Raw genomic sequence first — 22,025 nt, 5'->3', positions numbered from 1 at the left:
CTGAGCAACGTTTTCCCGGATGCGCACTTTGCCATATGACACGTGTTCCACCTCCCTTCACCTATTACAACGCGGCCTTAGCCTCCAGGCCTTCCCGGGGGTTCACCCCGCGTGTTGCCTCAGCGAAGGATCGAACAGCAGCCTCGGCCTCTTCGTTCAACTCTTGCGGGACGACGACGTCGATTACAACGCGCATATCCCCGGAGCTTTTCTTTCGGCGAATGCCGTGTCCCTTCAACCGCAGAGTCTTACCGGTGCTGGAACCGGCGGGGATTCGAATCTTGACCTTCTCCCCGTGGATTGTGGGAACCTCAGCAGTCGCGCCCAAGGCGGCCTCATCGAAGGTGACCGGCAGATGAATGCGGATGTGGTCTCCGTCCCTCTCGAAGAACGGGTGGTCCTGCACTGAGACCTCCACGAGCAGGTCACCAGCGCCTCCTGGGCCCTGCTGCCCTTTGCCTTTGACCCTGACCTTCTGCCCCTCCCGGATGCCAGCTGGTATTCGTACGTCAATCACATTGCCAGAGGCTTCGCGTAACCCAACAGTCGTTCCGCGCACCGCCCCTTTGAAGGAGATCGTGGTCTTGGCCGTCCGGTCGCCGCCTTTGGGGGATGCGCCCCCGAAGCGTCCGCCGAATCGGTCGCCCATGCCGCCGAAGATGTCTTCAAAACCACCTCCAAAGCGTCCTCCGGCAGTGCCGGGTGAACCGCCTTGGCCAAAGAGCCCGCCGAAGATGTCCTCGAAACCGCCGCCGTTGCCCCCTGGACTGCCTGAGAAGCGGGCTCCCGAACCCATTGCCCGGATGGCATCGTACTGCTGCCGCTCCTCCGGGTCAGAGAGCACCGAGTGCGCTTCAGAGATGTCCTTGAAGCGCTGCTCAGCGGCGTCGTCGCCCGGATTCTTATCTGGGTGATGCAGGCGGGCCAACTTGCGGTAGGCCTTCTTCACCTCTTCGGCGGTCGCGTCCTGGGAGACGCCGAGGATGCTGTAGAAGTCTTTGTTCATCCAATCCTGTGAAGCCATGGTTCTGTGTGACCCCCTACCTTTTCAGGTCGGCGTCTCCCTCCTCTCTCCTGCTTATTCTGGACCTGCGGACACGATGACCTGAGCTGCGCGAAGCAGCCGGTCATTGAAGCGGTAGCCGGCTCGGACCACGATAGCGATCCGGTCCGCCTCCACCTCCTGGTGAGGCTGTTGCATGATCGCCTCGTGCTCGTTGGGGTCGAACTCCTCCCCCACCTCGCCCACCGGGGTGAGACCCTGATGAGTCAGGATCTGCTCCAAGCGACCAGCGATATGGGCGAAGGGACCCTCTTCGAGGTCCCCGGCCTGCCTGGCCGCGGCGATGTCGTCGAGGACAGGCATCAGGTCGGAGATGAGCTGACCTTTGACGCGTTCCTTCTCGACGGAACGGTCACGCTCGACGCGCCGCCGGTAGTTGACGTACTCAGCCTGCACTCGGCGGAGGCCGTCCTCCAGTTCTGCCTCTCGGTCATATCCTGAGTCCTCGAGTGCTTGCTCGGCGGCTTGAATGCGCTCTGCCGGCTCGGTCTCCCCGCCGCCGATCGCCTCACCCAAGGGCACTTCGCGAAGCTCGGGGTCCTCAAGAACCTCCGGAGCCCCCTCAAGCGCCGGCTCGTGGTCGCGGTCCTCACCGGCGGGCTCCTCATGAGCGTGCGGTGCTTCATGCGACTCGTCCGGAGCGTCAGCCAGAATGCGCTCAGCCTCGGCTAGCGGATCCGCTGAGGGGTCCGCCGCCGCGGCTTCGCGATCCTCCACGGTGGCTTCGCCCTCAGCCGGCTGGCGGGGTTCGCCGGTCTCGGGGTCGAACCGACGCTTGTCGGTGAAGCGAATAGGTTCAGCTGGTTCTGTCGCTTCAGGGTTGTACCTGTCCTTGGCCATCGACTAGGACTCCTTACTTCTTCTCGGCGTCGTCGTCCTCGTCCACGACCTCGGCGTCAACGATGTCCTCGTCTTCGCCGCCGGCCTCACCGGCAGGTGCCTCCTCGGCACCAGGGGTGGACTCTGCACCCTGAGCATAGAGGGCTTCACCGATCTTGACCTGGGAAGCCTGCAGCTTCTCATAGGCTGCGTTGACCTCATCCTCATTGTCGGTGTTCTCCAAGGCCTGCTTGAGGGCGTCCACATCGGCCTGTACCTCATTCTTGACGTCCTCAGGCAGCTTCTCGGCGTTTTCCTTGAGCAGCTTGTCCACAGAGTATGCCGAAGCCTCAGCCGCATTTCGACGCTCGGCGGCCTCCCTGCGCTTCTTATCCTCTTCCGCGTGCTTCTCAGCGTCGGCCACCATGCGGTCGATGTCTTCCTTCTCCAGGGAGGTGCCCCCGGTAATGGTCATCGACTGTTCCTTATCGGTGCCCTTGTCCTTCGCGGAAACGTGGACGATGCCGTTGGCGTCGATGTCGAAGGTGACTTCGATCTGCGGCATTCCGCGCGGCGCCGGTGCAATGCCGGTCAGTTCAAAAGTCCCCAGCGGCTTATTGTCGCGGGTGAATTCGCGCTCGCCCTGGAAAACCTGAATGGCCACGGACGGCTGGTTGTCCTCAGCTGTGGAGAACACCTCCGACTTCTTGGTGGGGATCGCGGTGTTGCGCTCGATGAGCTTGGTCATCACTCCACCCTTGGTCTCGATGCCAAGGGACAGCGGAGTCACATCGATCAGCAGGACATCTTTGCGCTCACCGGCCAGCACACCAGCCTGCAGGGCAGCGCCGACTGCGACAACCTCATCCGGATTGACGGACTTGTTGGCTTCCTTGCCTGCCAACTGCTTGACCAGGTCGGCGACAGCGGGCATGCGGGTCGAGCCACCGACCAAGATCACGTGATCGATCTCGGAGATCTTGATGCCTGCTTCTCGAATGACATCGTTGAACGGCTTTTTGGTCCGGTCCAGCAGATCGGAGGTGAGATCCTCGAACTTGGCCCGGGAAAGCGTCTCATTGACGTGCACCGGTGAACCATCATGCTGGGTGGCGTAGGGAATATTGATGTTGGCGGTGGAAGTGGAGGAGAGCTCTTTCTTGGCGCGCTCCGCTTCCTCTTTCAGGCGGGGGACGGCGATCTTGTCCTTGGACAGGTCAACGCCTTCCTTCTGCTTGACCTGGGCGACTAGCCAATCGATGATGCGCTGGTCCCAGTCGTCACCGCCGAGCCGGTTGTCGCCGGCGGTGGAGCGCACCTGGATGGTGGAGAAGTCGTCCTCATCTTTGCCGACCTCCAGCAGGGAGACGTCGAAGGTGCCGCCGCCAAGGTCGAACACCAGGATCTGCTCGTCCTCCTTGCCCTTCTCCAGCCCGTAAGCCAGCGCCGCAGCGGTCGGCTCGTTGACGATGCGGGAGACCTTCAGGCCGGCAATCTCACCGGCCTCTTTGGTCGCCTGACGCTCTGCGTCGTTGAAGTACGCAGGAACGGTGATGACGGCTTCGGCGACGTCTTCGCCCAGGTAGGACTCGGCGTCGTGCTTGAGCTTCATCAGTGTACGAGCGGAGATCTCCTGCGCTGTGTACTTCTTGCCGTCGACCTCGGTCTCCCAGTCAGTGCCCATGTGGCGCTTGACAGAGGCGATCGTGCGGTCCGGGTTGGACACCGCCTGACGGCGTGCCACTTCACCGACGAGCACTTCGCCGGACTTGGAGAAGGCCACGACTGAGGGTGTGGTGCGGGCGCCTTCAGCGTTGGCAATGACAGTGGGCTCTCCGCCTTCGAGGACGGTGACTACTGAGTTTGTGGTTCCGAGGTCGATTCCGACTGCGCGGGACATCCGGGCTCCTTTCGTGAGGATTTCCTTGAAAGCAATGCATCTCGCTGTTGAGCGAGTTCGACTCAAGTCTGGAACTTGAGCTGACCCTTGTCAAACCGACTTGAGTCAACTTCGCTCAACTTTGCTTTTCAGGCATTCCAACGACGACCCCAGCGCGGCTATTCCCACGCCCACTTTCGCGCGGTTTCCTCACTCTCACCCAGACTTCAGAACCCTGTTGCGGCATCAGGGTCCTAGAGTGTCCGGACACCTCAACAGGACCCTGATTCGGAGGTTCATTCAGGCCATCGCGATGCCAATGTACTTGGTCTCGAGGAACTCGTCGATTCCGGTATCTCCGCCCTCGCGGCCCAGTCCGGACTCCTTCATGCCGCCAAAGGGCGCGGCCGGATTCGAGACGACCCCCTGATTGAGCCCCACCATGCCCGACTCGATGCTTTCAGCCACCCGCAGCGCCCGGTTGAGGTCATTGGTGTATACGTAGTTCACCAGGCCGTACTCAGTGTCATTGACCAGGTCGACCACCTCCTTCTCACTGTCGAAGGGCGTCAGCGGCGCTACTGGGCCGAAGATCTCCTCAGTCCACATACGTGCTTCCCGAGGCACGTCGCGCAGCACGGTGGGCTGGTAAAAGTAACCGTCGCCGGGAGCAACCTCGCCGCCGACGACAACCTCGGCACCGGCCCCCACCGCGTCATCGACCAGCTCTTTGACCTTGTCCAGCTGAGTGGCGTCCACCATGGGCCCTACCTGGACACCCTCGTCGACACCGCGACCGACCTTGAGCTCCCCCATGCGCTGGGCCAGCTTCTCAGAGAACTCCTGGAGGACGCTTCGATGAATGAAGATCCGGTTGGCCGCAGTGCAGGCCTCCCCTGAATTGCGCATCTTCGCCAGCATCGCTCCGTCAACTGCCTTATCCACGTCAGCATCCTCGAAAACCACGAAGGCGGCGTTCCCACCGAGCTCCATGGAGGTCCGGAGCACCTTGTCAGCGCACTGCTCCAACAGCTTCTTGCCCACTTGGGTGGACCCGGTGAAGGAGAGCTTCCGGGCGATTCCTGAGCGGATCAGCGGTTCCATCACTTGGCCCGCGGTGGAGGTGACGACAATGTTCACTACACCAGGAGGTGCTCCAGCGTCTTCGAGGATCTGGGCAAGGGCCAACATAGACAGCGGCGTCAGCTCGGCCGGTTTGAGGACCGAGGTGCAGCCGGCGGCAATAGCGGGACCAAGCTTTCGGGTTCCCATCGCGAGCGGAAAGTTCCAGGGGGTGATGAGCAGCGATGGCCCCACCGGCTCCTGCCGAATCAGGAATCGTGCGTTCCCGGTGGGGGCATCCTGGTAGCCGCCGCTGATGCGCGTGGCCTCCTCGGCGAAATGACGGAAGAACTCCGCAGCGTAGACCACCTCTCCGGCTGCGTCAGCTAATGGCTTGCCCATCTCAAGGGTCATCAGCAGCGCCAGGTCATCTTTGCGTTCGTGCATCAGCTCGAAGGCTCGCATGAGGATGGTGGCACGCTGACGAGGAGGCATTGCGGCGAAGCCCTGCTGGGCAGCCTGCGCGGCCTCGAGCGCGTCCCGGCCGTCCTCAGGCGAGGCATTGGCTACCGTGCACAGCAGACTCCCGGTCGATGGATCGCGGACCTCAAGCACCCGGCCCTGGCGCGCGTCCCGCCACTGGCCGTTGATGTAGAGCTGCTTCGGCGCGGCATCGACTACGCGAGCTTCACGCTCCTGGGACGCTGAAGACATTGAACTTCCTCCTGAATTTTGACGATGAACTCAGCAGCCGACAATGAACCGCTGCGGTGACCGAAGGCGCTTCACCGGCATCGGCTGCGCACCCTGTGACATTGCGTGCTTTGATAGGTAGCCTAGTCCAGGATAAAGATTGTCAACAATCCGAAAAGGAGTACTCCGTGGCTCACCTCTCCCCGCAGTTGAAGCAGGCGACACCCGTGGTGGCAACCCACGGAGAAGGGGTCTACCTCTACGACGAAGCTGGCACACGTCACTTGGACTTCACTGCCGGCATCGGCGTCACCAGCACCGGACACTGCCACCCCAAGGTGGTCGAGGCTGCTCAGCGTCAGGTGGGGAACCTGATTCACGGCCAGTACACGACGATCATGCACAAGCCGCTGCAGCAGCTCACCGCGAAGCTAGGTGAGGTGCTGCCAGCAGGCCTGGACTCACTCTTCTTCGCGAACTCTGGCTCAGAGGCAGCCGAAGCGGCTCTCCGACTGGCGCGTCAAGCTACGGGGCGTCCCAACATTGTCGTGTTTCAAGGCGGTTTCCACGGACGCACCGTGGCTGCTGCGTCGATGACAACTTCCGGCACCAAGTTCAAGGCCGGGTTCTCACCGCTGATGTCAGGCGTCGTCGTCTCCCCATTCCCGAACCCGTCGCTGTACCGAAACCTGGGCTGGGATCAGGAGCAGATCACCGATTTTGCCCTCCAGCAGCTGGACCTGGTGCTGCAGACTCAGTCGAGCCCCGCCGACACCGCAGCGTTCCTCATCGAGCCTGTGCTAGGCGAGGGTGGCTATGTTCCGGGTAACGAGAGGTTCTTCGCCGGACTCAGGGAGCGCGCGGACAGACACGGCATACTGCTCGTAGTGGACGAGGTGCAGACCGGCTTCGGCCGAACCGGCAAGTTCTGGGGTTTGGACCACTTCCGGAGAGAGGACGCGCCGATCACCCCGGACATTCAGATGTTCGCCAAAGGCATCGCTTCCGGCTTCCCCATCTCCGGGATTGCCGCGCGCACCGAGATCATGGAGGAGGCATGGCCAGGATCCCAGGGCGGAACCTACGGAGCGAATGCTGTGGCGTGTGCCGCCGCGCTGGCCACGCTTGACGTCATCGCTGAAGAGAACCTGGTGGCCAACGCAGACGCACGCGGTGAGCAGCTGCGAGCAGCGCTGCGCGGGATTGCCGCTGACTATCCACACATCGTCGATGTCCGGGGACTGGGACTGATGATCGGGGTGGAGTTTGCTGACTCTGAGGGCCGCCCTGACGCCGCCACCGCTGCAGCCGTCCAGAAGGCAGCGGCCCAGCGCGGACTGCTGCTGCTGACCTGCGGACCGTGGACTGAGGTGGTCCGCTTCATTCCCGCGTTGGTCGTGACTGAGCAGCAGGTTCACGACGCTGCAGGGATATTCTCAGACGCTGTAGCTTCAGTCCTCGGCTAGCTCCGGGTCACCAGATGCGATGGGTGAGCTTGGGGTATTTGTTCGACATATTGTCACCAGAAGACCTGCCAGCCACTCGGCGCTTGACCCAGGGATAGAAGTAATCCTTGGTCCACACAGCTTCCGCGAAGATCCGCCCGGGTAAGGACGAGACAGGAGGATCCTGAAGCTCCGGCTCGTCTATGCCGTCTTTCTCCCCGAGCACTTTGAGCACTTCCTTGGCCATGAGAATATGACCTTCGATGCCGAGGTGCATCCTGTCCGGGTCCCAGTATCGCCAGTCCTGAAACTGCTTCATGTGCCAGAAATCGACCAAGTCCAGGTCCAGGTCCTCTACGAACTTTCTCACGTACTCGTTGTAGATCGCAGTTCTGCCGCGGGTGGCGCGGAACATTGGGGCTTTGCCTGAATCGAAGCCGGTGAAGACCACTACTCGCGCTCCCGAATCGACCAGTTTCTGAAGGGCCCACCGATAACGTTCCATGATCCCGTCGAGGTTGACCACCGGGCGCAGGATGTCGTTCCCCCCTGCGTAGAACGTGACCAGTGTGGGACTGAGCGCGATAGCAGCATCGAGCTGCTCATCGAGGACCTGCTGAAACTTCTTGCCCCGGATCGCCAAATTGGCGTAACCCCAGGAATCGTCATTTTCGATCAGCTGCGCGGCAACCCGATCCGCCCAACCGCGCACTCCATTGGGACTGGACGGATCAATGTCGCCCACTCCTTCAGTGAATGAGTCCCCCAGAGCGACGTACCGCTTCGCGAACGGCCCGTCGAGCTCATCGTGTGCTGCCATGACCCCGTAATCCTCCTGTACGTCGATACCTCCGCCACTGTACCGCGCGTGGGCAAAACTGCTCTAGCCAGGTGCAGAGCTTCTACATCGGGTTGGCGCCAGGGGGCGTCTCCTCAGCAGAGAGTGGGCCGGGCGCAGTGGAGGCACCGAAAGGAGACCCGCCCAGCTTCTCGCGACCGTGCGGAGAGACCCAGTTCTGCAGGTCCGGGCCCAGCGGCACGATCTGCGTTGGGTTCACATCTTCGTGCACCACGTAATAGTGGTCTTTGATCTGGTCAAAGTCGACGGTATCGCCGAAGCCCGGAGTCTGGAACAGGTCGCGGGCATAGGCCCACAAATTCGGAAATTCGGTCAGTTTATTGCGATTGCACTTGAAGTGGCCGTGGTACACCGGATCGAAGCGCACCAGCGTGGTGAACAGACGAATGTCCGGTTCAGTGATGTGATCGCCCATGAGATACCGGCTGTTCGCGAGCCGCTCCTCCGCCCAGTCCAACGCTGCGAACAAGCGGCCGTAGGCTTCTTCATATGCCGTTTGGGACCCGGCAAACCCAGTTCTGTAGACCCCGTTGTTAATTTCAGTGAAGATTCTCTTGATCACTGGGAGCATGTCGTCGACCAGATCACCGGGCACCAGATTCGGTGCCCCTGAGCGATGGTACTTCTGCCACTGCGTGGACAAGTCGAACGTCAGCTGAGGGTAATTGTTTGTGACGACCCCACCCGATGAGACATCTACCAACGCGGGGACGGTGATTCCACGGGGATAGTTGGGGAATCGTTGGAAGTAGTTCTCCTGCAGCCGCTCAGTCCCCAACACTGGGTCGCGTCCGTCCGGACTGAGGTCGAAGGTCCACGAGCGCGCATCGTGCACCGGACCCGGGGTTGCTAGCGAGATCGCCTCCTCCAAACCGAGAAGGCGCCGAACGATGATGGTCCGGTGCGCCCAGGGACACGCTCGGGCGGCCACCAGTCGGTACCGACCAGCCTCAACAGGCCAGGCCTCTGCGTTCTCGGTGAGTCCTGCGATGCGCGGGTCACCGATGTTCGACGATTCTTCCCGCGGAGCCCTCCGCACTGCCTCCACATCAGCGACCACACGATCTTCGATGTAGTTGGTGTCACGGGTGAACTCCCCGCCCGTGACATATGCACCCTTGGTGGAGTGTTCGGGCTCAGACTTCTTCTGCGGGTCACTCATGTTCAGCTCTCTTCCGTCGTGGAACCACGTCGTGACCAGCGTAGCGCTAGCCTCCGGGCATAAGCTGGGGAGCATGACGACACCGATGCCGTTACCCTCCGCAGTGCAAGTGGTCACCTGTGACAACCCCTCCCCGATGACACTGGAGGGCACACACACTTACCTTCTCGGAGACCCAGCGGCTGACAGTGTGATCGTTGTGGATCCAGGTCCCGAGGGCCATCCGGAACATGTGCGCAGCATCATGGATGTCGCGGCTGGACGAGCCGTGGCACAGATCCTGGTCACTCACCGCCACCGGGACCATCTAGGTGCGGCCAAGCTGCTGTCTTCCGTGACTGGAGCCGAGGTGCGCGGCACAGACCCCGATGTCTGCCTTCCTGGCGGTGAGGGCACCGTACTCCCGCTGAGTGACCGCGAGCAGATCACCGGCAGCGGCACCACTTTGACTGTCCTGCACACCCCCGGTCACACCTCGGATTCAGTGTGCTTCTGGCTGCCCGAGGCGCAGGCAATGCTCACAGGTGACACACTGCTCGGTCGCGGCACCACCATGTTGGACTTCCCTGATGGAACTCTGACGGACTATCTGAACTCCTTAGAGATGCTAGCCGACTACGACGGCGCCATGCTGCTGCCGGCTCACGGGCCGGCGCATCAGCGGCTGGGCCCAGTGGTTGAGTCGTACCTGGACCACCGTCAGGGCCGTCTTGACCAAGCGCGCACCCTGCTCGAAGAACACGGTGAGCTGACGGCCGAGCAGCTCGGAGAACTGATGTACCGCGAACGGACAGGCCTGAACCCAAGCATCATCACCCGGATCGCCGCTGCGCAGTTAGACCACCTCAACCGGCACGGTTAGAAGGGTCGCCTGATGTAAGGGTGCTCATTCCAACGGATCTCATGTATCTCGATTCCGTCGGCGTTGAACTCATCCACCAGGGAACTAGCTGCCTTCCGGAGCCGCTCAAAGGCGTCCGGCACGGTATGTCCCACGGGACCGCCGGCAAAGAACCACACCCGCAGCATTTTGCGGCCGAAGCTGTCCGTCTCGGCAGAATGCGTCACGGCCAACTGTCCATCGGTGACGCCGGCTATGGGGGTGCCGTCTATGTCCTCCCTGAAGAAGTCCATAAAACCGGTGAGCTCTTCGACCGCGCGTTCGGCTGCGTCAATATCCGCTGCGATAATTCGAGCCTCCAGAGGCGCCCACTGGTCTGGGCGCAGTCGGGGTCCCCCATAGAGGTCCGGTCCCCATTCACCCCGTCTGCTCCACCGCATTGTGTCTCCTCCGCCATTCCCACATTCGTCTGAACTTGGGCTGAGTGTTTTAGTCGCTGCCAGTACTCCTGGACCTCTACGATATTCCTATGGGAACCCATACCGCAGTAATCACCGGCTCCACAGCAGGATTGGGGGCTGCCTTCGCACGCCAATTGGCTGCCCAGGGCTATGACCTGGTGCTGGCCGCCCGGACCGAACACCGCCTGGAACTCCAATCAGAGTCGTTGGAAGCCCAGTACGGGATTCGCGCCGAGACATTGGTCACCGACCTGACCACTGACGATGGGGTGGGCGCCGTTCAGGAAAGACTTGTTGATCCCGCTTACCCGGTACACCTGCTGATTAACAATGCGGGTCACGGGCTGGCCGGCGGCTTTCTCGACACCACTCTGCAGGATGAGCGTGATCTGCTTCGACTGCATGTGCAGACCCCCATGGAGCTTTGCCACACAGCTGCCCGCGCTATGACGGCCCAACGCGCTGGGAGAATCATCAACGTCGCTTCGGTGGCCGGATTCGCTGCAACCGGCACCTATTCGGCAGCCAAGGCATGGGTGGTGAACTTCTCCAAAGGGTTGCACGCTCAGCTGAAGCCCGAGGGGGTCACGGTGACGGCACTGTGTCCTGGCCTGGTCCGGACGGAGTTCCACGAACGCTCGGGCATTACAATCAGCGGGGCCAAGAAGTGGATGTGGCTGGACGCTGAGGATGTGGTTCGCCAGGGCTTGACCGCCAATGCGCAAGGAGCCGCGGTGTGCATTCCGTCAGCCCAGTACCGTGCACTATCGGCGGGACTGAAGTACATGCCCGGTTCAGTAGTGCAGTGGGCCACCGACCGACGCGCGAACTTCCCCGGTCCCGAGGTCGAGAATGAGGCCTCCGGCGCCGCAGCGGTTAACGCGAGAACCTGAGAAGGGGGCGTTGGGGGCCAGCCAAAGCCGCTGCGTGCCCCGGGGATCAGACCAGAACGTCGATAATCAGCCGTGGCCCATCCGTATGCTCCCACACGGAGACCCGGTACTCACGCTCAGTGTCGAGACCGACGTAATAGCTGGCGGTGCCGTGATGTACGAATGTGGTGACCACCTCGGAGAAGACAGTGCCCTGCGAGTCAATCCAATCTGCCACTTCAAGCTGCCCCTGCTCTTCGCCTGCGTTACCGGGTTCTAACCCGACCACTCCAATGTAGAGGAGGGCGTCGGAAGTCATCTCAATGGGAAAGCCAGACCCAGGTTCCACCGCTTCACCTACGTATTCGGCGGACCAGCCGGGCGCCCCCGCTCCCGCGTGGTCGAACACTATCCGGTGATATCCCTCATGGATCCCCACACGCACTTCTTGCAGCAGGAGATGTGAATCTTCGGGAACCTCTGTCAGCAAGTCGGGGAATCCATATGATTGAAGCGGTTCAGCGGAGAACTCAGTGACGTCAAGCACATCCTGCTCACTATCCGATCCCTGCTCCGCATTTTCCTCCGGGGTCTCAGAGGCTGATGCCTCAGGAAGCTCCTCTTCCTCGCCTTCTACTGTGGCGGCCTGGTCCTCTGCGGTTGTGGGGAGGGGTTCGCCGGTCGGCTCATCGAGCGGTGGCTGTTCTACGGTGGCAGCAGCCTCCTGCGCGTCCGGGGGCTCCTCGGCCCCGTCACCGGTGCAGCCCGCCGCGAGCAGGCACGCCGCCAGTGCTGCGGCGAAAGCGGCAGGTGGCACGGTCCTCTGCGGTGCGTCGTCCACGGGGAGATCCATTCATATGGCTGACATAGGTCTGCCTGCATACGGTAATGGCACTTGCGCTGACCCGACAGTCAGATCAACGACTGTAGCCACATTGCAACCGAAGTGTTGCAGGGTTGTTATCAGTCCTTCTGGCGGTCCTTACGCTCTCGGTAGGCTTCCTCGCCGGGCCCGGAGAACTCACGATTCCGCTCAACAGCGGAGATGGATCCGGTGAAGAGCCCCTCCTCCACGGGGAACTGCGTGGACGGCCCCGCTGCCTTCGGCGGAAGCTCGGTGCTCGACCGCTGGGCGTGCTGGGCCCCTTTGTCCGTGACGCGCTGCTGCGGAGCCGCTGAGACGGTGTTGACCTGGCCGGTGGCGATGGACTCCGGTCCGCCTGCTAAAGCTTCTTCATTGGTCATGAGCATGCGTCGGGTCAAGACCGCATAGGGGTGTTCAGCTCGGAGGAAGTTGACCAGGTCTTCGCGGATCAGGCAGCGCAGGTCCCAAAGCTCCCCGGAATCGCGTGCCGAGACGACCACACGCGCTTGCACATGACCCCCTGTGGCCTCAGTGATCTGCAGATTGGAGGTCTGCCCATCCCAGAGGTCCGTGGTGAGCAGCAGGCGTTTCAGCCTGCCCCGGAGCGCCTCGGTGGGGACTCTCCAGTCGACATCGAACTCCACGACTCCCAACAGCTCAGTGCCGACTCGGGTCCAGTTCTCAAACGGGGTCGCCACAAAGTGTGCGCTGGGATATATGAACCGTCGACCATCCCACGATTTGATGACCACTGTGGATAGCGTGATTTCTTCGACGGTGCCGAAATTCTCCTCGATGACCACTACGTCACCGACGCGAATTGAATCGGTGAAGGCGAGTTGGATCCCAGCGAAGAGATTCGCCAGGGTCGACTGCATCGCAAGGCCGGCCACCACGGAGACGAGGCCTGCTGATGCCAGCAGGCCCGCGCCGAGACCCCGGACACTCTCATTAAGCAGAAGCACCGCTGCTACTGCCACAGTGATGATGACAGCTGCGAGGATACGTCCAATCAAGTCGACCTGGGTCTGCACTCGACGGCCGCGTCGGTCTTCCACACCGGGTTCACCCTGGCCTATGTACTTGGACAGAATGACGGCCTCGACGATCTTCACAACCCGCAGCGCCCACCACGCGATGGAGACGATCACCGCGATATTCAGAAGCACAAAGACTGGGCCCTGCCACCACAGCTCCGTGTCCACAGCGTAGCGAACACTGAGCGCGGTGCCGGCCAGCAGCACCACGCAGAAACCTGGAGCGCGGGTCCGGTTGATGGAGCGGCGGACCACAGATCTGCGGCGGAAGATCTGTTTCAGAAGGGTGGAGACCACCATGACGATGATGAGCGCAACGAGGGCCGAGAAGCTCACCCCGATGAGGACTCCCATATAGGGGCCCGCTGCGGAGACCATCGTCTCGAACTCTTCCGGTATGTGCTCGTCCACATCCGTGGTGAGGGTGGCCACGGGCGCGGCCGCTGCCTGAGAGGGGGAGCTGATCATGGCCGAAATTGTGGCACGCTCAGTTGCCCGGCGGCCAGCTCCCAGTGTGCGAGATTCGTCATGTGTGGTCACTTCCCCACACGACAGGGAACAATAGAGTCCATGCTGACTACCATCGATCTGCGGGGCCGTGCACTGGATGTTGCTGATGCTCTGCCGCGAGCCGAACAGGACATCACCGCGACTCTGGAGAAAGTCACACCAATCTTGGCTCAGGTCCGGACCGGAGGAGTAGAGGCTCTACTCGATCTCTCCCAGAAGTTCGATGGGGTCCGCCCCGAAGCGTTGCGGGTTCCTCCGAAGATTCTGGCACGAGCGCTCACTGACCTGGATCCTTCAGTGCGTCAGGCATTGGATGCGTTAATCCTGCGCGCCAGGGAGGTCCACTCAGCGCAGCTCCCGGCGGCATCGCAGGTCTCGCCGGGCCCTGATTCACGGGTAACCAATCGATGGGTGCCTGTGCAGAGGGTAGGACTCTATGTGCCCGGCGGCCAGGCGGTGTACCCGTCCTCAGTGGTGATGAATGTGGTGCCCGCCCAAGTGGCCGGAGTGGCAGAATTGGCAATCGCTTCGCCGCCTCAGCGGGACTTCGGCGGGTGGCCGCACCCGACGATCCTTGCCGCGGCGCACCTGCTGGGTGTAGAAGAGGTCTACGCCGTCGGGGGCGCTCAGGCAGTAGGAATGTTCGCCTTCGGCGCAGGGGGCAATGACGGCAATGTTGATGTGGCACCCGTGTCTTTGATCACCGGTCCGGGGAACGTCTTTGTTGCCGCAGCTAAACGCGCGGTCCAGGGCACCGTGGGGATCGACTCGGAGGCCGGGCCTACAGAAATCATGGTGTTGGCCGACAACACAGCGTCAGCGCACCTTATTGCCGCGGACCTGGTCTCCCAGGCCGAACACGACGAGCTCGCCGCGGCTGTGCTTGTCACTGATTCCCCTGAGCTGGCCGAACGCGTCGTGACGCAGGTGCGCGAGCAGGCGGACGCGGCCAAGCACGCTGACCGCATCAGGAAGTCCCTGGCCGGAAGGCAGTCAGCGGTGCTAATCGTGGACTCGATGGACGTCGCGGTCGATGTGGCCAACGCCTACGGTGCTGAACACCTGGAGATCATGAGCAGCGACGACGACGCTCTCGCCGATCGAATCCACAATGCGGGGGCCGTTTTTCTTGGCGCATACACACCCGTTTCGCTCGGCGACTACTGCGCAGGGTCCAACCACGTACTGCCAACTGGCGGAGCCTCACGCTATTCATCGGGCCTGAACGTCACAAGCTTCATGCGCTCTCAGCAGGTGATCCGCTATGGACGTCAGGGACTCGCCCAGGTGGCCGAGCACGTCATGGCGTTGGCGGAGGCCGAGCACCTGCCCGCACACGGCCAAGCGGTGCGGGCGAGGTACTCCTAGACGCTCATCACGTACGCGGTGTTGACCCACCCTAGGTCACCGTCGTGCTCCACCTGTACCCATGAACCGCGGCGTTCGCCGGTGCGCAGCACCTCCCCGCGTGGGATCTGGGCTAGTTTGTCGGCGCTCGAGCTGGGCCCTTCACGCAGCGGCACCGAATAGCTCGCTCGCCATTGATCGGCGGAGGTGAAAGCGGAACTTGTCTGAGTGACTGCGTGGGCGTCGAAGTACGAATCACCCCACCCTCCGGGGTTGCCGGTGAGTCCCAAGCGCTGTGAGCACGCCGGCCAAGCACCCCAGCCCTGCCGCTGCCAGAGCTGGTAGGCACGTTCAATCTGCTCCTGCTTCGATGCCTGGTGGGGCAGTCCGCTGCCACCGACCCAACGCCACGAGCTCGCGGAGAATTGGAGTCCGCCGTAGTAACCGTTGCCGGTGTTGATCGACCAGTTTCCTGAAGACTCACATTGCGCCAAGCGGTCCCAGGCCGAGCTGTAGGGACCATGTGAACTCTGCGCATGCTGCCCGCTGGTGGGACCAGTTCTGCCCGAGGGGCTCCCTGAACCACCCGACCCGGAGGTACCCGAAGACGAAGAACTACCCGACGACGACCCCGACGACGATGAACCAGAAGAGGAACTACCAGAAGAAGACGACCCCGACGAAGAGCTACCAGAAGAGGAAGAACCAGACGAGGAGGAGGACGAAGACCGCACATCCAGGAAGTCCTCCCACACCCACCCGGTGTTCCCACCAGCACGCACCTGATACCAACCCCCACGGGAATCCAGCACATCCACAGAAGTCCCCGCCGAGAGCATCCGCGCCACACTATGACTCATACCCGGACCCGAACGCATATTCACACCCGAAGTCACCCGCGCACCACCAGAAGACGACGACCCCGACGAAGAACCAGAAGAAGAACTACCCGACGAGGAACTACCGCCAGCGGGACCCGTTCCGCCAGATCCGGATGAGTCACCGCAAACACTGGGGAGGAACTCACGCGCAGCGGCTGCTCGCATGTCCACTCCTCGCTCTGCAAGGAAAACCTGCGGGTCCAGGGCGGTGCCAGAGTGCCAGGCCCCTTCCCAGATCTCCAGATGCAAGTGCGGCGTCGAGCTTACGCCGGAATTCCCCACCAGACCGATGGTCTGACCTGCTCGGACCGAGTCACCCACTTGCACGTGAGAAGTGCCGTTCCACACGTGCAGATATCTCGAGTGGTAGGTCTTGCCGCCGATGTTGTGCCGAACCATAACGTGTCCGGCTCGGCTGGCGGTGCCGTGTTGGGTACTGACGACGGTGCCCGCCGCGATCGATCGGAACGGCGTGCCCTCCGGCGCCACCAAGTCCTGACCGAGATGGTAGCTAGAGGCCCCGGGGTTCGGGCTGCACCGCGGTCCGAACGGGCTGCTGAATGTGAAGGTGCCCGTCAGCGGCTGGACGAATTGTCCAGCGCTGCGAGAGGCAGTAATCACAGTCCCGTTGGACAACGCAGACCCTTGGGCCGCAGTGCCCGTCAGTGGTTGGGACTGGGGAGAGTGGGGCGCCGCGTCCGCAGCGGCGGCGGTGAATGGCAGCGTCAGGCCGGCGGCTAAAGCGCCGACTGCAGCCGCAGGTAGTTTTTTGGGCACGAGTAAATCCTCACTAGTCGAATGCCACGACTCCTTGCTCGCACCACCTGGCCGGTGGGGCGGGTGGGAGTGTCCGGGGCCGCCCACAAGTGGGGAAGCTAGCGATGGGAACTCTAGAGCGTGTCCCCCGGTCAGCTCGCGCCCAGGTTAACAAGTTGGTCACAGCCCGCGGCAGGGCGGCGTTCGACCCCAGCTTGAAGCTGTGCTGAACCTGTGACGTCAACTCATGCGCGCGTCAGCTTCGCAAAACTGCAGAATGAGATCAGGGGGCAACGCAGCTTGAAGGGCGGAATGCCACTACCGCAGGACACCCCGCCCGGCGCGCTGCCCCCTGAGCTCCTTACTCTTTCAACGAAAGTCTCGAGATTCGCCGCGCCAACGCCGACACCATCAGATTGTGACCAGACCGTTACTGAGGAGCGTGGAAAACTCATAGGAAAAATCCAGTCGCTATGGGGCATTCCGTTCAGAATGCTGCGTAACTTAGATAGTGCCTCTTGAAGGTGCGAGTGATTCAGGCTCCCCGGTTGGCCAATATGCGTCCCCTCACGCGGCCACCCGGGGAGCTTTCTCGTGTCTAGACTGGTGGCATGACTGAGGGCCCCCGTTCACCCGTGCGAGTCGACGCATGGCTGTGGTCGGTTCGCATGTTCAAAACGCGTTCGGCCGCTACCAGCGCCTGCCGTGCCGGAAAGATCAAAATCGAGGGTGAAACCATTAAGCCAGCTGGGAAAATCATGCCGGGCACACGGGTCAGTATCAGCAGGCCGGGTCATGTGGTGATTCTGGAAGTTGTCCATACTTATGCCAAGCGCGTTGGGGCCCCGGTAGCCCAACGGGCCTATCGTGATCTTTCGCCGCAGCAGATTAAGCCGCGTGACGTGGGCCTACCCCGACGCGAGCGCGGCACCGGGCGCCCAACCAAGCGGGAGCGGCGTCAGCTCGAGCTGCTGCGAGGCTACACCAAGAACGAGTGACGCTAGGCTAGACCCATGACACAACGTGTAGATCTTGGCCCAGCAGACCAACTTCCAGAGCGCCAGGTATTGCAGGTCCCAGCCAAGCAGGCCGGCACCCCGGGTGACATTGCCGTAGTTCACGCCGAAGACGGGGGCTTCTACGCCGTCGATGACGAGTGTTCTCACGAGTCGGTGGCACTGTCAGAGGGCTTCGTAGAAGATGAGACGCTGGAGTGCCCCATGCATGGCGCAGTTTTCTGCTTGCGCACCGGCGTCCCTGAGACTCCCCCGGCCTTCGAACCCGTGAAGACGCACTTGGTCACTGTTGAGGGCGGGCACCTCATTCTGCACCCTGGGGTCCCGCACCCCGAAGCGGATCCCTCGTCCTAACCGCGTCCCTCATCGATCAACTGCGCTCGCCCGGGCTCGGCACCACATCTGAGCCTGTGCTTTCGCAGAAATCTCGCGAGAAACTCACAGATAATGTTCAGCAAACACCGGGGGGTTCTTTAAGGTAGAGCCCTATATTAGTTAGTACCTCATCAAGGTGCGAGTGATTGAAGCTCCCCGGTTGGCCATCATGCGTCCCCTCACGCGGCCACCTGGGGAGCTTTCTCGTGCGCAGCGACATTAGGCGCTGGCCATCCTTGCCCCAAGAGCTAACCTCCATCATTGGTTGCAGGGAACGATCAGGGCGTCAAGCTTCCTTACGGGCGCGTCAGCCTAGGATAGAGAGATGAGCGCTGAGCACATCGAATGCTGGTTGACCGACATGGACGGTGTACTAGTCCGCGAACATGAAGCACTCCCTGGTGCCGCCGAGCTTCTGGAGCAATGGCGCCGCCAGGACCTGCCCCACCTTGTGTTGACCAACAATTCGATCTACACAGCTCGGGATCTCTCAGCCCGTTTGCGCCATTCAGGTCTTGTAGTCCCCGAGGATCGGATCTGGACATCGGCATTGGCCACTGCCACATTCCTCGCCCAACAGGCTGACGCCAGCCAAGGCAGCGGAAGCACTTATGTGGTGGGAGAAGCTGGCCTCACCACCGCGCTTCACGAGGCGGGCTTCATCATGAGCGAGACAGACCCGGACTACGTGGTCGTCGGCGAGACTCGCAACTACAGCTTCGAGGCCATAACTAAGGCGGTCCGTCTGATCAACGATGGCGCACGCTTCATTGTGACCAACCCTGACGCCACGGGCCCCAGCCCGGAAGGTGTCCTACCGGCCACCGGTGCGATCGCCGCGCTCATCACCAAAGCTACTGGGTCAGACCCGTATGTGGTGGGCAAGCCCAACCCCATGATGTTCCGCTCGGCGCTCAACCACCTTGGTGCTCACTCTATGCAGACTGCAATGATTGGAGACCGTATGGACACTGACATCGTTGCGGGCATGGAAGCTGGTATGCACACGATTCTGGTCATGTCTGGAGTATCGTCACAGGCGAGCATTTCCCAATACCCGTTCCGGCCGCACCGCATCATCGACGGAGTCTATGAGCTTCTGGATGAGCCGTTGGTTGCCGACGCCTCGGAAGCCTGAGCCAGCAGTTCAGCGAGGTGGATGGCTGGCACATCGGCCAGGTCGTCCAATTGGATCCGGCATGACATGCCGTCAGCCAAGACCACCCTTCGCTTACCTCTGGCGTCACCTGAAGCCTGCCTGCGCACCGCTGGGAGGAGATTTGTTTCGGCCACGGCCACTGAAACTTCATAGTGGCCTTTCTCCACCCCGAAGTTCCCGGCCAACCCGCAGCAACCGGCAACTTTGGTCACCTCGGCTCCGGCCATATTCAGCAGCGCCTCATCCACATCCCACCCGATGATCGACGACTGGTGGCAGTGCGGCTGGGCGACGACATCGACTCCGCTGAGGTCCGGCAGTTCGATGCGCCCCTCATCCACCAGGCGATTCACCAGCTCCGCAAAGGTCAGCACTCCGTCCGCGACTGTTCGCGCCTCCGGCGCCGGCGAGAGCTCTACGGCGTCAGAGCGCAACGTGGCCAAACAGCTGGGTTCCAATCCGATGACAGGGACGCCAGAGGTAACATAGGGCTCCAGAACGGACGCAGCCTGCTCGATGAGCTTCTTGGCCTGGTCCAGCTGCCCGGTGCTGATCCACGGCAGCCCGCAGCAACCTCGTTTTTCAATGACCCGCACATCGAGTCCCTGACCGCGGAGGAACTCGAGCGCAGCGAGACCGGATTGCGGAAAGAAGTGATTGGTGAAGGAGTCAGCCCACACCCATACGTCGGGCTGGCCGACCGCTGCCTGGGTGGACCTTGATGCGCGCCGAAACGTCTTCGCGGCGAACTTCGGTACGCTGCGACGCTGGTCAATGCCGGCGACCCATTTGGCAAGTGCCGCTACAGGAGGCAGTTTCATGGTGGCGTTGGCCACCGGCGCCAGCGGGCTGGCGAGCTTTGCCCAGAACGGAAGCCTACCCAGGATGTAGTGACTGCGCGGCCGCAGTCGCCGCTTGGGCTGTCCGTCCTTGTCTCGGTCATAGGTTTGGTAAAGCGCTTCTGCCTTGTAGGCAGCCATGTCCACTCCGGCCGGGCAGTCACTGGCACAGCCCTTACAGGACAGGCAGAGGTCCAACGCCTCGTGTACCGCGGGATCGGCCAGCCCCTTGATGAGCGTTCCGTCCATAGCTTCCTGCAGGATTCGTGCACGCCCTCGAGTGGAGTCCTTCTCTTCTCGGGTCGCCAGGTAGGACGGGCACATCACGCCGTTGGTCTTGGGGGCCACGCAACGACCCACCCCGGAACATCTATGGGCGGCAGCTCCGAAGTCTCCTGAGTCATGGGTCATGAGCATTCCCGGCCAGGGCAGGTCCTGTTTAGGTTGGGTTGGCTTCAGGTGCGCGGTCTGCGAAGCTATGGAGCGGCCATCAGGGGCGGTAATGATCCCCGGGTTAAGTAGGTTTTCGGGGTCACATATGGCTTTCGCCTGCGCAAACAAGGCCATCGAGGTTTCGTTGTACATCGTCGGCAGCAGTTCGGAGCGGACCCGTCCGTCACCGTGCTCCCCAGACAGGGACCCCCCGTAGGCGGCCAGCCGTTCTGCGCAGGCTGCTAAGAACTCCCGGAAGACACCGGTGCTTCCTGGATCGCCGTGCTTGAAGGGGAAATCGATGCGGCAGTGGATGCACCCGTCACCGAAGTGGCCATACGGGTAGCCCTGGAGACCGAACTCCGTCATGAGGGCCTCAAACTCCCTCATCCATCGACCGAGGTGCTCAGGCGGCACAGCGGCATCCTCCCACCCTGAGTGGGCCGGGGTGGCCAAACTGATGCCCGCCAACCCGGCGCCGTTCTCACGGATTCTCCACAGGGCAGCCGCCTCATCGGAGTCTTCAATCAGGCGATATCCCAGCGCACCGGAGGCACTTCTGACTTCGTTCAGAATCTCGAGGGCATCCTGACCGACTGTTTCCACAAACAGCCACGACTCGCCTCTTGGGAGTGTGGGGACGCGCCGTCCCGCCCCGCGGACCAGGGCGACCAACCGGGAGTCCATGCCCTCACAGGCGATGAGTTGGCCTGAGCCGGCGGTCAGGATATTCGGGACAGCGTCGGCGGCTTCGGCAACGGAAGGGAACCCCAGCACCATCAGCCGCCGGTGTGGGTCATCGCGCACCAGGTTCACGGTGGCTTCCAGAATGGTCCCGAGAGTTCCTTCGGTACCTGCGAAGAAACGTTCAATGCGCCCTCTGTTCTCAGGCAGCAGGTGCTCCAGGCTGTACCCGGAGACTTGCCGTCCGAAAAGGCCGAAGTTGGTGCGAATGTGGGCCAGGTTCTGCTCGGCGAGCTGCAGCAGTCGACCCGCTGTGGAGCCCGATGCCGAGTCGGAGCCGGAATCAAGCCGAGCTGTCTCCCCATTGCCGAAGAGGACCTCAACCGCCTCGATGTTGTCCGCGGTGCGGCCGTACCCTAGGGCACGAGATCCGCAGGCGTTGTTGCCGATCATCCCCCCGATAGTGCAACGGGAGTGGGTGGAGGGATCTGGGCCAAAGCGCAGGCCCTGCGGTGCTGCGGCTCGCTGCAGGTCAGCGTGGATCACACCGGGTTCGACCCGCGCCGTCTGGGACCCTGGATCGATGTCGATGATCTTCTTCAGATCCCGAGTGTCGAGCACGATCCCTTCGCCGACAGCGTTGCCTGCAATTGAGGTCCCGGCACCACGCAGGGTCAGCGGGACAGCAAGTTCACGCGAGACCTGGTGGGCTGCATGAAGCTCGTCAACATGCTGAGGCCGGGCCACCACCTGCGGGACTACACGGTAGAGGCTGGCATCAGCGGAATACATGCCCCGAGCCAGCTCTGAACCGTCGACGCGGGAGACCCCCGCCCGTCGCAGCGCGGCAATAAGCTCCACGGAGTCACCCCTGGCGGTCGTGGCGGAATCAGCGGTGATAGTCACCTTCAACGGCCTCCCACATTGTCAACAATCTGCAACCCTGGTGTGAGTTGCACTGTACCGGG

19 protein-coding genes and 1 pseudogene are annotated in these 22,025 nt (G+C 62.1%); 8 read left to right on the top strand and 12 right to left on the bottom strand.

Annotated elements, in window-relative coordinates:
• Positions 1–64 precede the first annotated feature (64 nt).
• The 4 genes from D3250_RS02610 to D3250_RS02595 form a co-directional block, all read right to left on the bottom strand.
• Complete coding sequence (locus D3250_RS02610; RefSeq protein ID WP_119901781.1) at positions 65–1,024, bottom strand: DnaJ C-terminal domain-containing protein; 960 nt, start codon at positions 1,022–1,024, stop codon at positions 65–67.
• 54 nt (positions 1,025–1,078) lie between these two features.
• The gene (locus D3250_RS02605) at positions 1,079–1,903 is read right to left on the bottom strand and encodes a nucleotide exchange factor GrpE (protein ID WP_119901780.1); all 825 of its coding nucleotides are present in this window, start codon (positions 1,901–1,903) and stop codon (positions 1,079–1,081) included.
• 13 nt (positions 1,904–1,916) lie between these two features.
• Entirely contained in the window at positions 1,917–3,782 is a 1,866-nt protein-coding gene (dnaK, locus tag D3250_RS02600; RefSeq protein WP_119901779.1) for a molecular chaperone DnaK, read from the bottom strand.
• 279 nt (positions 3,783–4,061) lie between these two features.
• On the bottom strand, positions 4,062–5,537 hold the full coding sequence (locus D3250_RS02595) for an NAD-dependent succinate-semialdehyde dehydrogenase (RefSeq protein WP_119901778.1): 1,476 nt from the start codon (positions 5,535–5,537) through the stop codon (positions 4,062–4,064).
• A gap of 167 nt (positions 5,538–5,704) precedes the next feature.
• On the opposite strand from D3250_RS02595, the gene D3250_RS02590 reads away from it, so the two are divergent.
• Positions 5,705–6,982, top strand: a complete 1,278-nt coding sequence (locus D3250_RS02590) for an aspartate aminotransferase family protein (RefSeq protein ID WP_119901777.1) — start codon at positions 5,705–5,707, stop codon at positions 6,980–6,982.
• A gap of 7 nt (positions 6,983–6,989) precedes the next feature.
• Here D3250_RS02590 and D3250_RS02585 read toward each other — a convergent pair whose 3' ends face one another.
• Both D3250_RS02585 and D3250_RS02580 read right to left on the bottom strand, forming a co-directional pair.
• The gene (locus D3250_RS02585) at positions 6,990–7,781 is read right to left on the bottom strand and encodes an SGNH/GDSL hydrolase family protein (RefSeq protein ID WP_119901776.1); all 792 of its coding nucleotides are present in this window, start codon (positions 7,779–7,781) and stop codon (positions 6,990–6,992) included.
• 82 nt (positions 7,782–7,863) lie between these two features.
• Complete coding sequence (locus tag D3250_RS02580) at positions 7,864–8,982, bottom strand: glutathione S-transferase family protein (protein ID WP_119901775.1); 1,119 nt, start codon at positions 8,980–8,982, stop codon at positions 7,864–7,866.
• A 73-nt stretch (positions 8,983–9,055) separates the two neighbouring features.
• On the opposite strand from D3250_RS02580, the gene D3250_RS02575 reads away from it, so the two are divergent.
• Complete coding sequence (locus D3250_RS02575; protein ID WP_158583050.1) at positions 9,056–9,844, top strand: MBL fold metallo-hydrolase; 789 nt, start codon at positions 9,056–9,058, stop codon at positions 9,842–9,844.
• Here the strand turns inward: D3250_RS02575 and D3250_RS02570 are convergent.
• Positions 9,841–10,263: a hypothetical protein gene (locus D3250_RS02570; protein ID WP_119901773.1), complete on the bottom strand. Its 423-nt coding sequence runs from the start codon at positions 10,261–10,263 to the stop codon at positions 9,841–9,843. The genes D3250_RS02575 and D3250_RS02570 overlap by 4 nt on opposite strands.
• Before the next feature lie 89 nt (positions 10,264–10,352).
• Between D3250_RS02570 and D3250_RS02565 the strand changes: the two genes are divergently transcribed.
• Positions 10,353–11,177, top strand: a complete 825-nt coding sequence (locus D3250_RS02565; protein WP_119901772.1) for an SDR family NAD(P)-dependent oxidoreductase — start codon at positions 10,353–10,355, stop codon at positions 11,175–11,177.
• 46 nt (positions 11,178–11,223) lie between these two features.
• Here the strand turns inward: D3250_RS02565 and D3250_RS02560 are convergent, their stop codons facing one another.
• Positions 11,224–11,997 (bottom strand): AMIN-like domain-containing (lipo)protein, encoded by a 774-nt coding sequence (locus D3250_RS02560; protein ID WP_147383464.1) that lies wholly within the window; start codon positions 11,995–11,997, stop codon positions 11,224–11,226.
• A gap of 122 nt (positions 11,998–12,119) precedes the next feature.
• Positions 12,120–13,598: a mechanosensitive ion channel family protein gene (locus D3250_RS02555; protein ID WP_158583049.1), complete on the bottom strand. Its 1,479-nt coding sequence runs from the start codon at positions 13,596–13,598 to the stop codon at positions 12,120–12,122.
• Positions 13,599–13,628: 30 nt separating this feature from the next.
• On the opposite strand from D3250_RS02555, the gene hisD reads away from it, so the two are divergent.
• Entirely contained in the window at positions 13,629–14,936 is a 1,308-nt protein-coding gene (hisD, locus tag D3250_RS02550; protein WP_119901769.1) for a histidinol dehydrogenase, read from the top strand.
• Here the strand turns inward: hisD and D3250_RS12215 are convergent.
• Entirely contained in the window at positions 14,933–15,409 is a 477-nt protein-coding gene (locus D3250_RS12215; RefSeq protein ID WP_438830129.1) for a transglycosylase family protein, read from the bottom strand. The genes hisD and D3250_RS12215 overlap by 4 nt on opposite strands.
• 55 nt (positions 15,410–15,464) lie before the next feature.
• On the opposite strand from D3250_RS12215, the gene D3250_RS11895 reads away from it, so the two are divergent.
• Positions 15,465–15,701, top strand: coding sequence for a hypothetical protein (locus D3250_RS11895; RefSeq protein ID WP_225973161.1), 237 nt, complete (start codon positions 15,465–15,467; stop codon positions 15,699–15,701).
• An 11-nt stretch (positions 15,702–15,712) separates the two neighbouring features.
• Here D3250_RS11895 and D3250_RS12170 read toward each other — a convergent pair.
• Positions 15,713–16,417, bottom strand: a pseudogene (locus D3250_RS12170) (M23 family metallopeptidase); the annotation flags it as partial.
• Positions 16,418–17,163: 746 nt separating this feature from the next.
• Here D3250_RS12170 and D3250_RS02540 point away from each other — a divergent pair.
• The 3 genes from D3250_RS02540 (at position 17,164) to D3250_RS02530 (ending at position 19,081) form a co-directional block, all read left to right on the top strand.
• Positions 17,164–17,550, top strand: coding sequence for an RNA-binding S4 domain-containing protein (locus D3250_RS02540; RefSeq protein WP_119901767.1), 387 nt, complete (start codon positions 17,164–17,166; stop codon positions 17,548–17,550).
• Positions 17,551–17,565: 15 nt separating this feature from the next.
• Entirely contained in the window at positions 17,566–17,922 is a 357-nt protein-coding gene (locus tag D3250_RS02535; RefSeq protein ID WP_119901766.1) for a non-heme iron oxygenase ferredoxin subunit, read from the top strand.
• A 346-nt stretch (positions 17,923–18,268) separates the two neighbouring features.
• Positions 18,269–19,081, top strand: a complete 813-nt coding sequence (locus D3250_RS02530; RefSeq protein WP_119901765.1) for an HAD-IIA family hydrolase — start codon at positions 18,269–18,271, stop codon at positions 19,079–19,081.
• Here the strand turns inward: D3250_RS02530 and D3250_RS02525 are convergent.
• Positions 19,033–21,963, bottom strand: a complete 2,931-nt coding sequence (locus tag D3250_RS02525) for an FAD-binding and (Fe-S)-binding domain-containing protein (RefSeq protein ID WP_225973095.1) — start codon at positions 21,961–21,963, stop codon at positions 19,033–19,035. The two genes, D3250_RS02530 and D3250_RS02525, sit on opposite strands and share 49 nt — an antisense overlap.
• Between the last annotated feature and the right edge of the window lie 62 nt (positions 21,964–22,025).

This window comes from Nesterenkonia natronophila, assembly GCF_003595215.1.
GTDB classification, from domain to species: Bacteria; Actinomycetota; Actinomycetes; order Actinomycetales; family Micrococcaceae; genus Nesterenkonia; species Nesterenkonia natronophila.
Note: the sequence above shows the minus strand (reverse complement) of the source record. Positions and strands in the feature narration are given on the sequence as shown.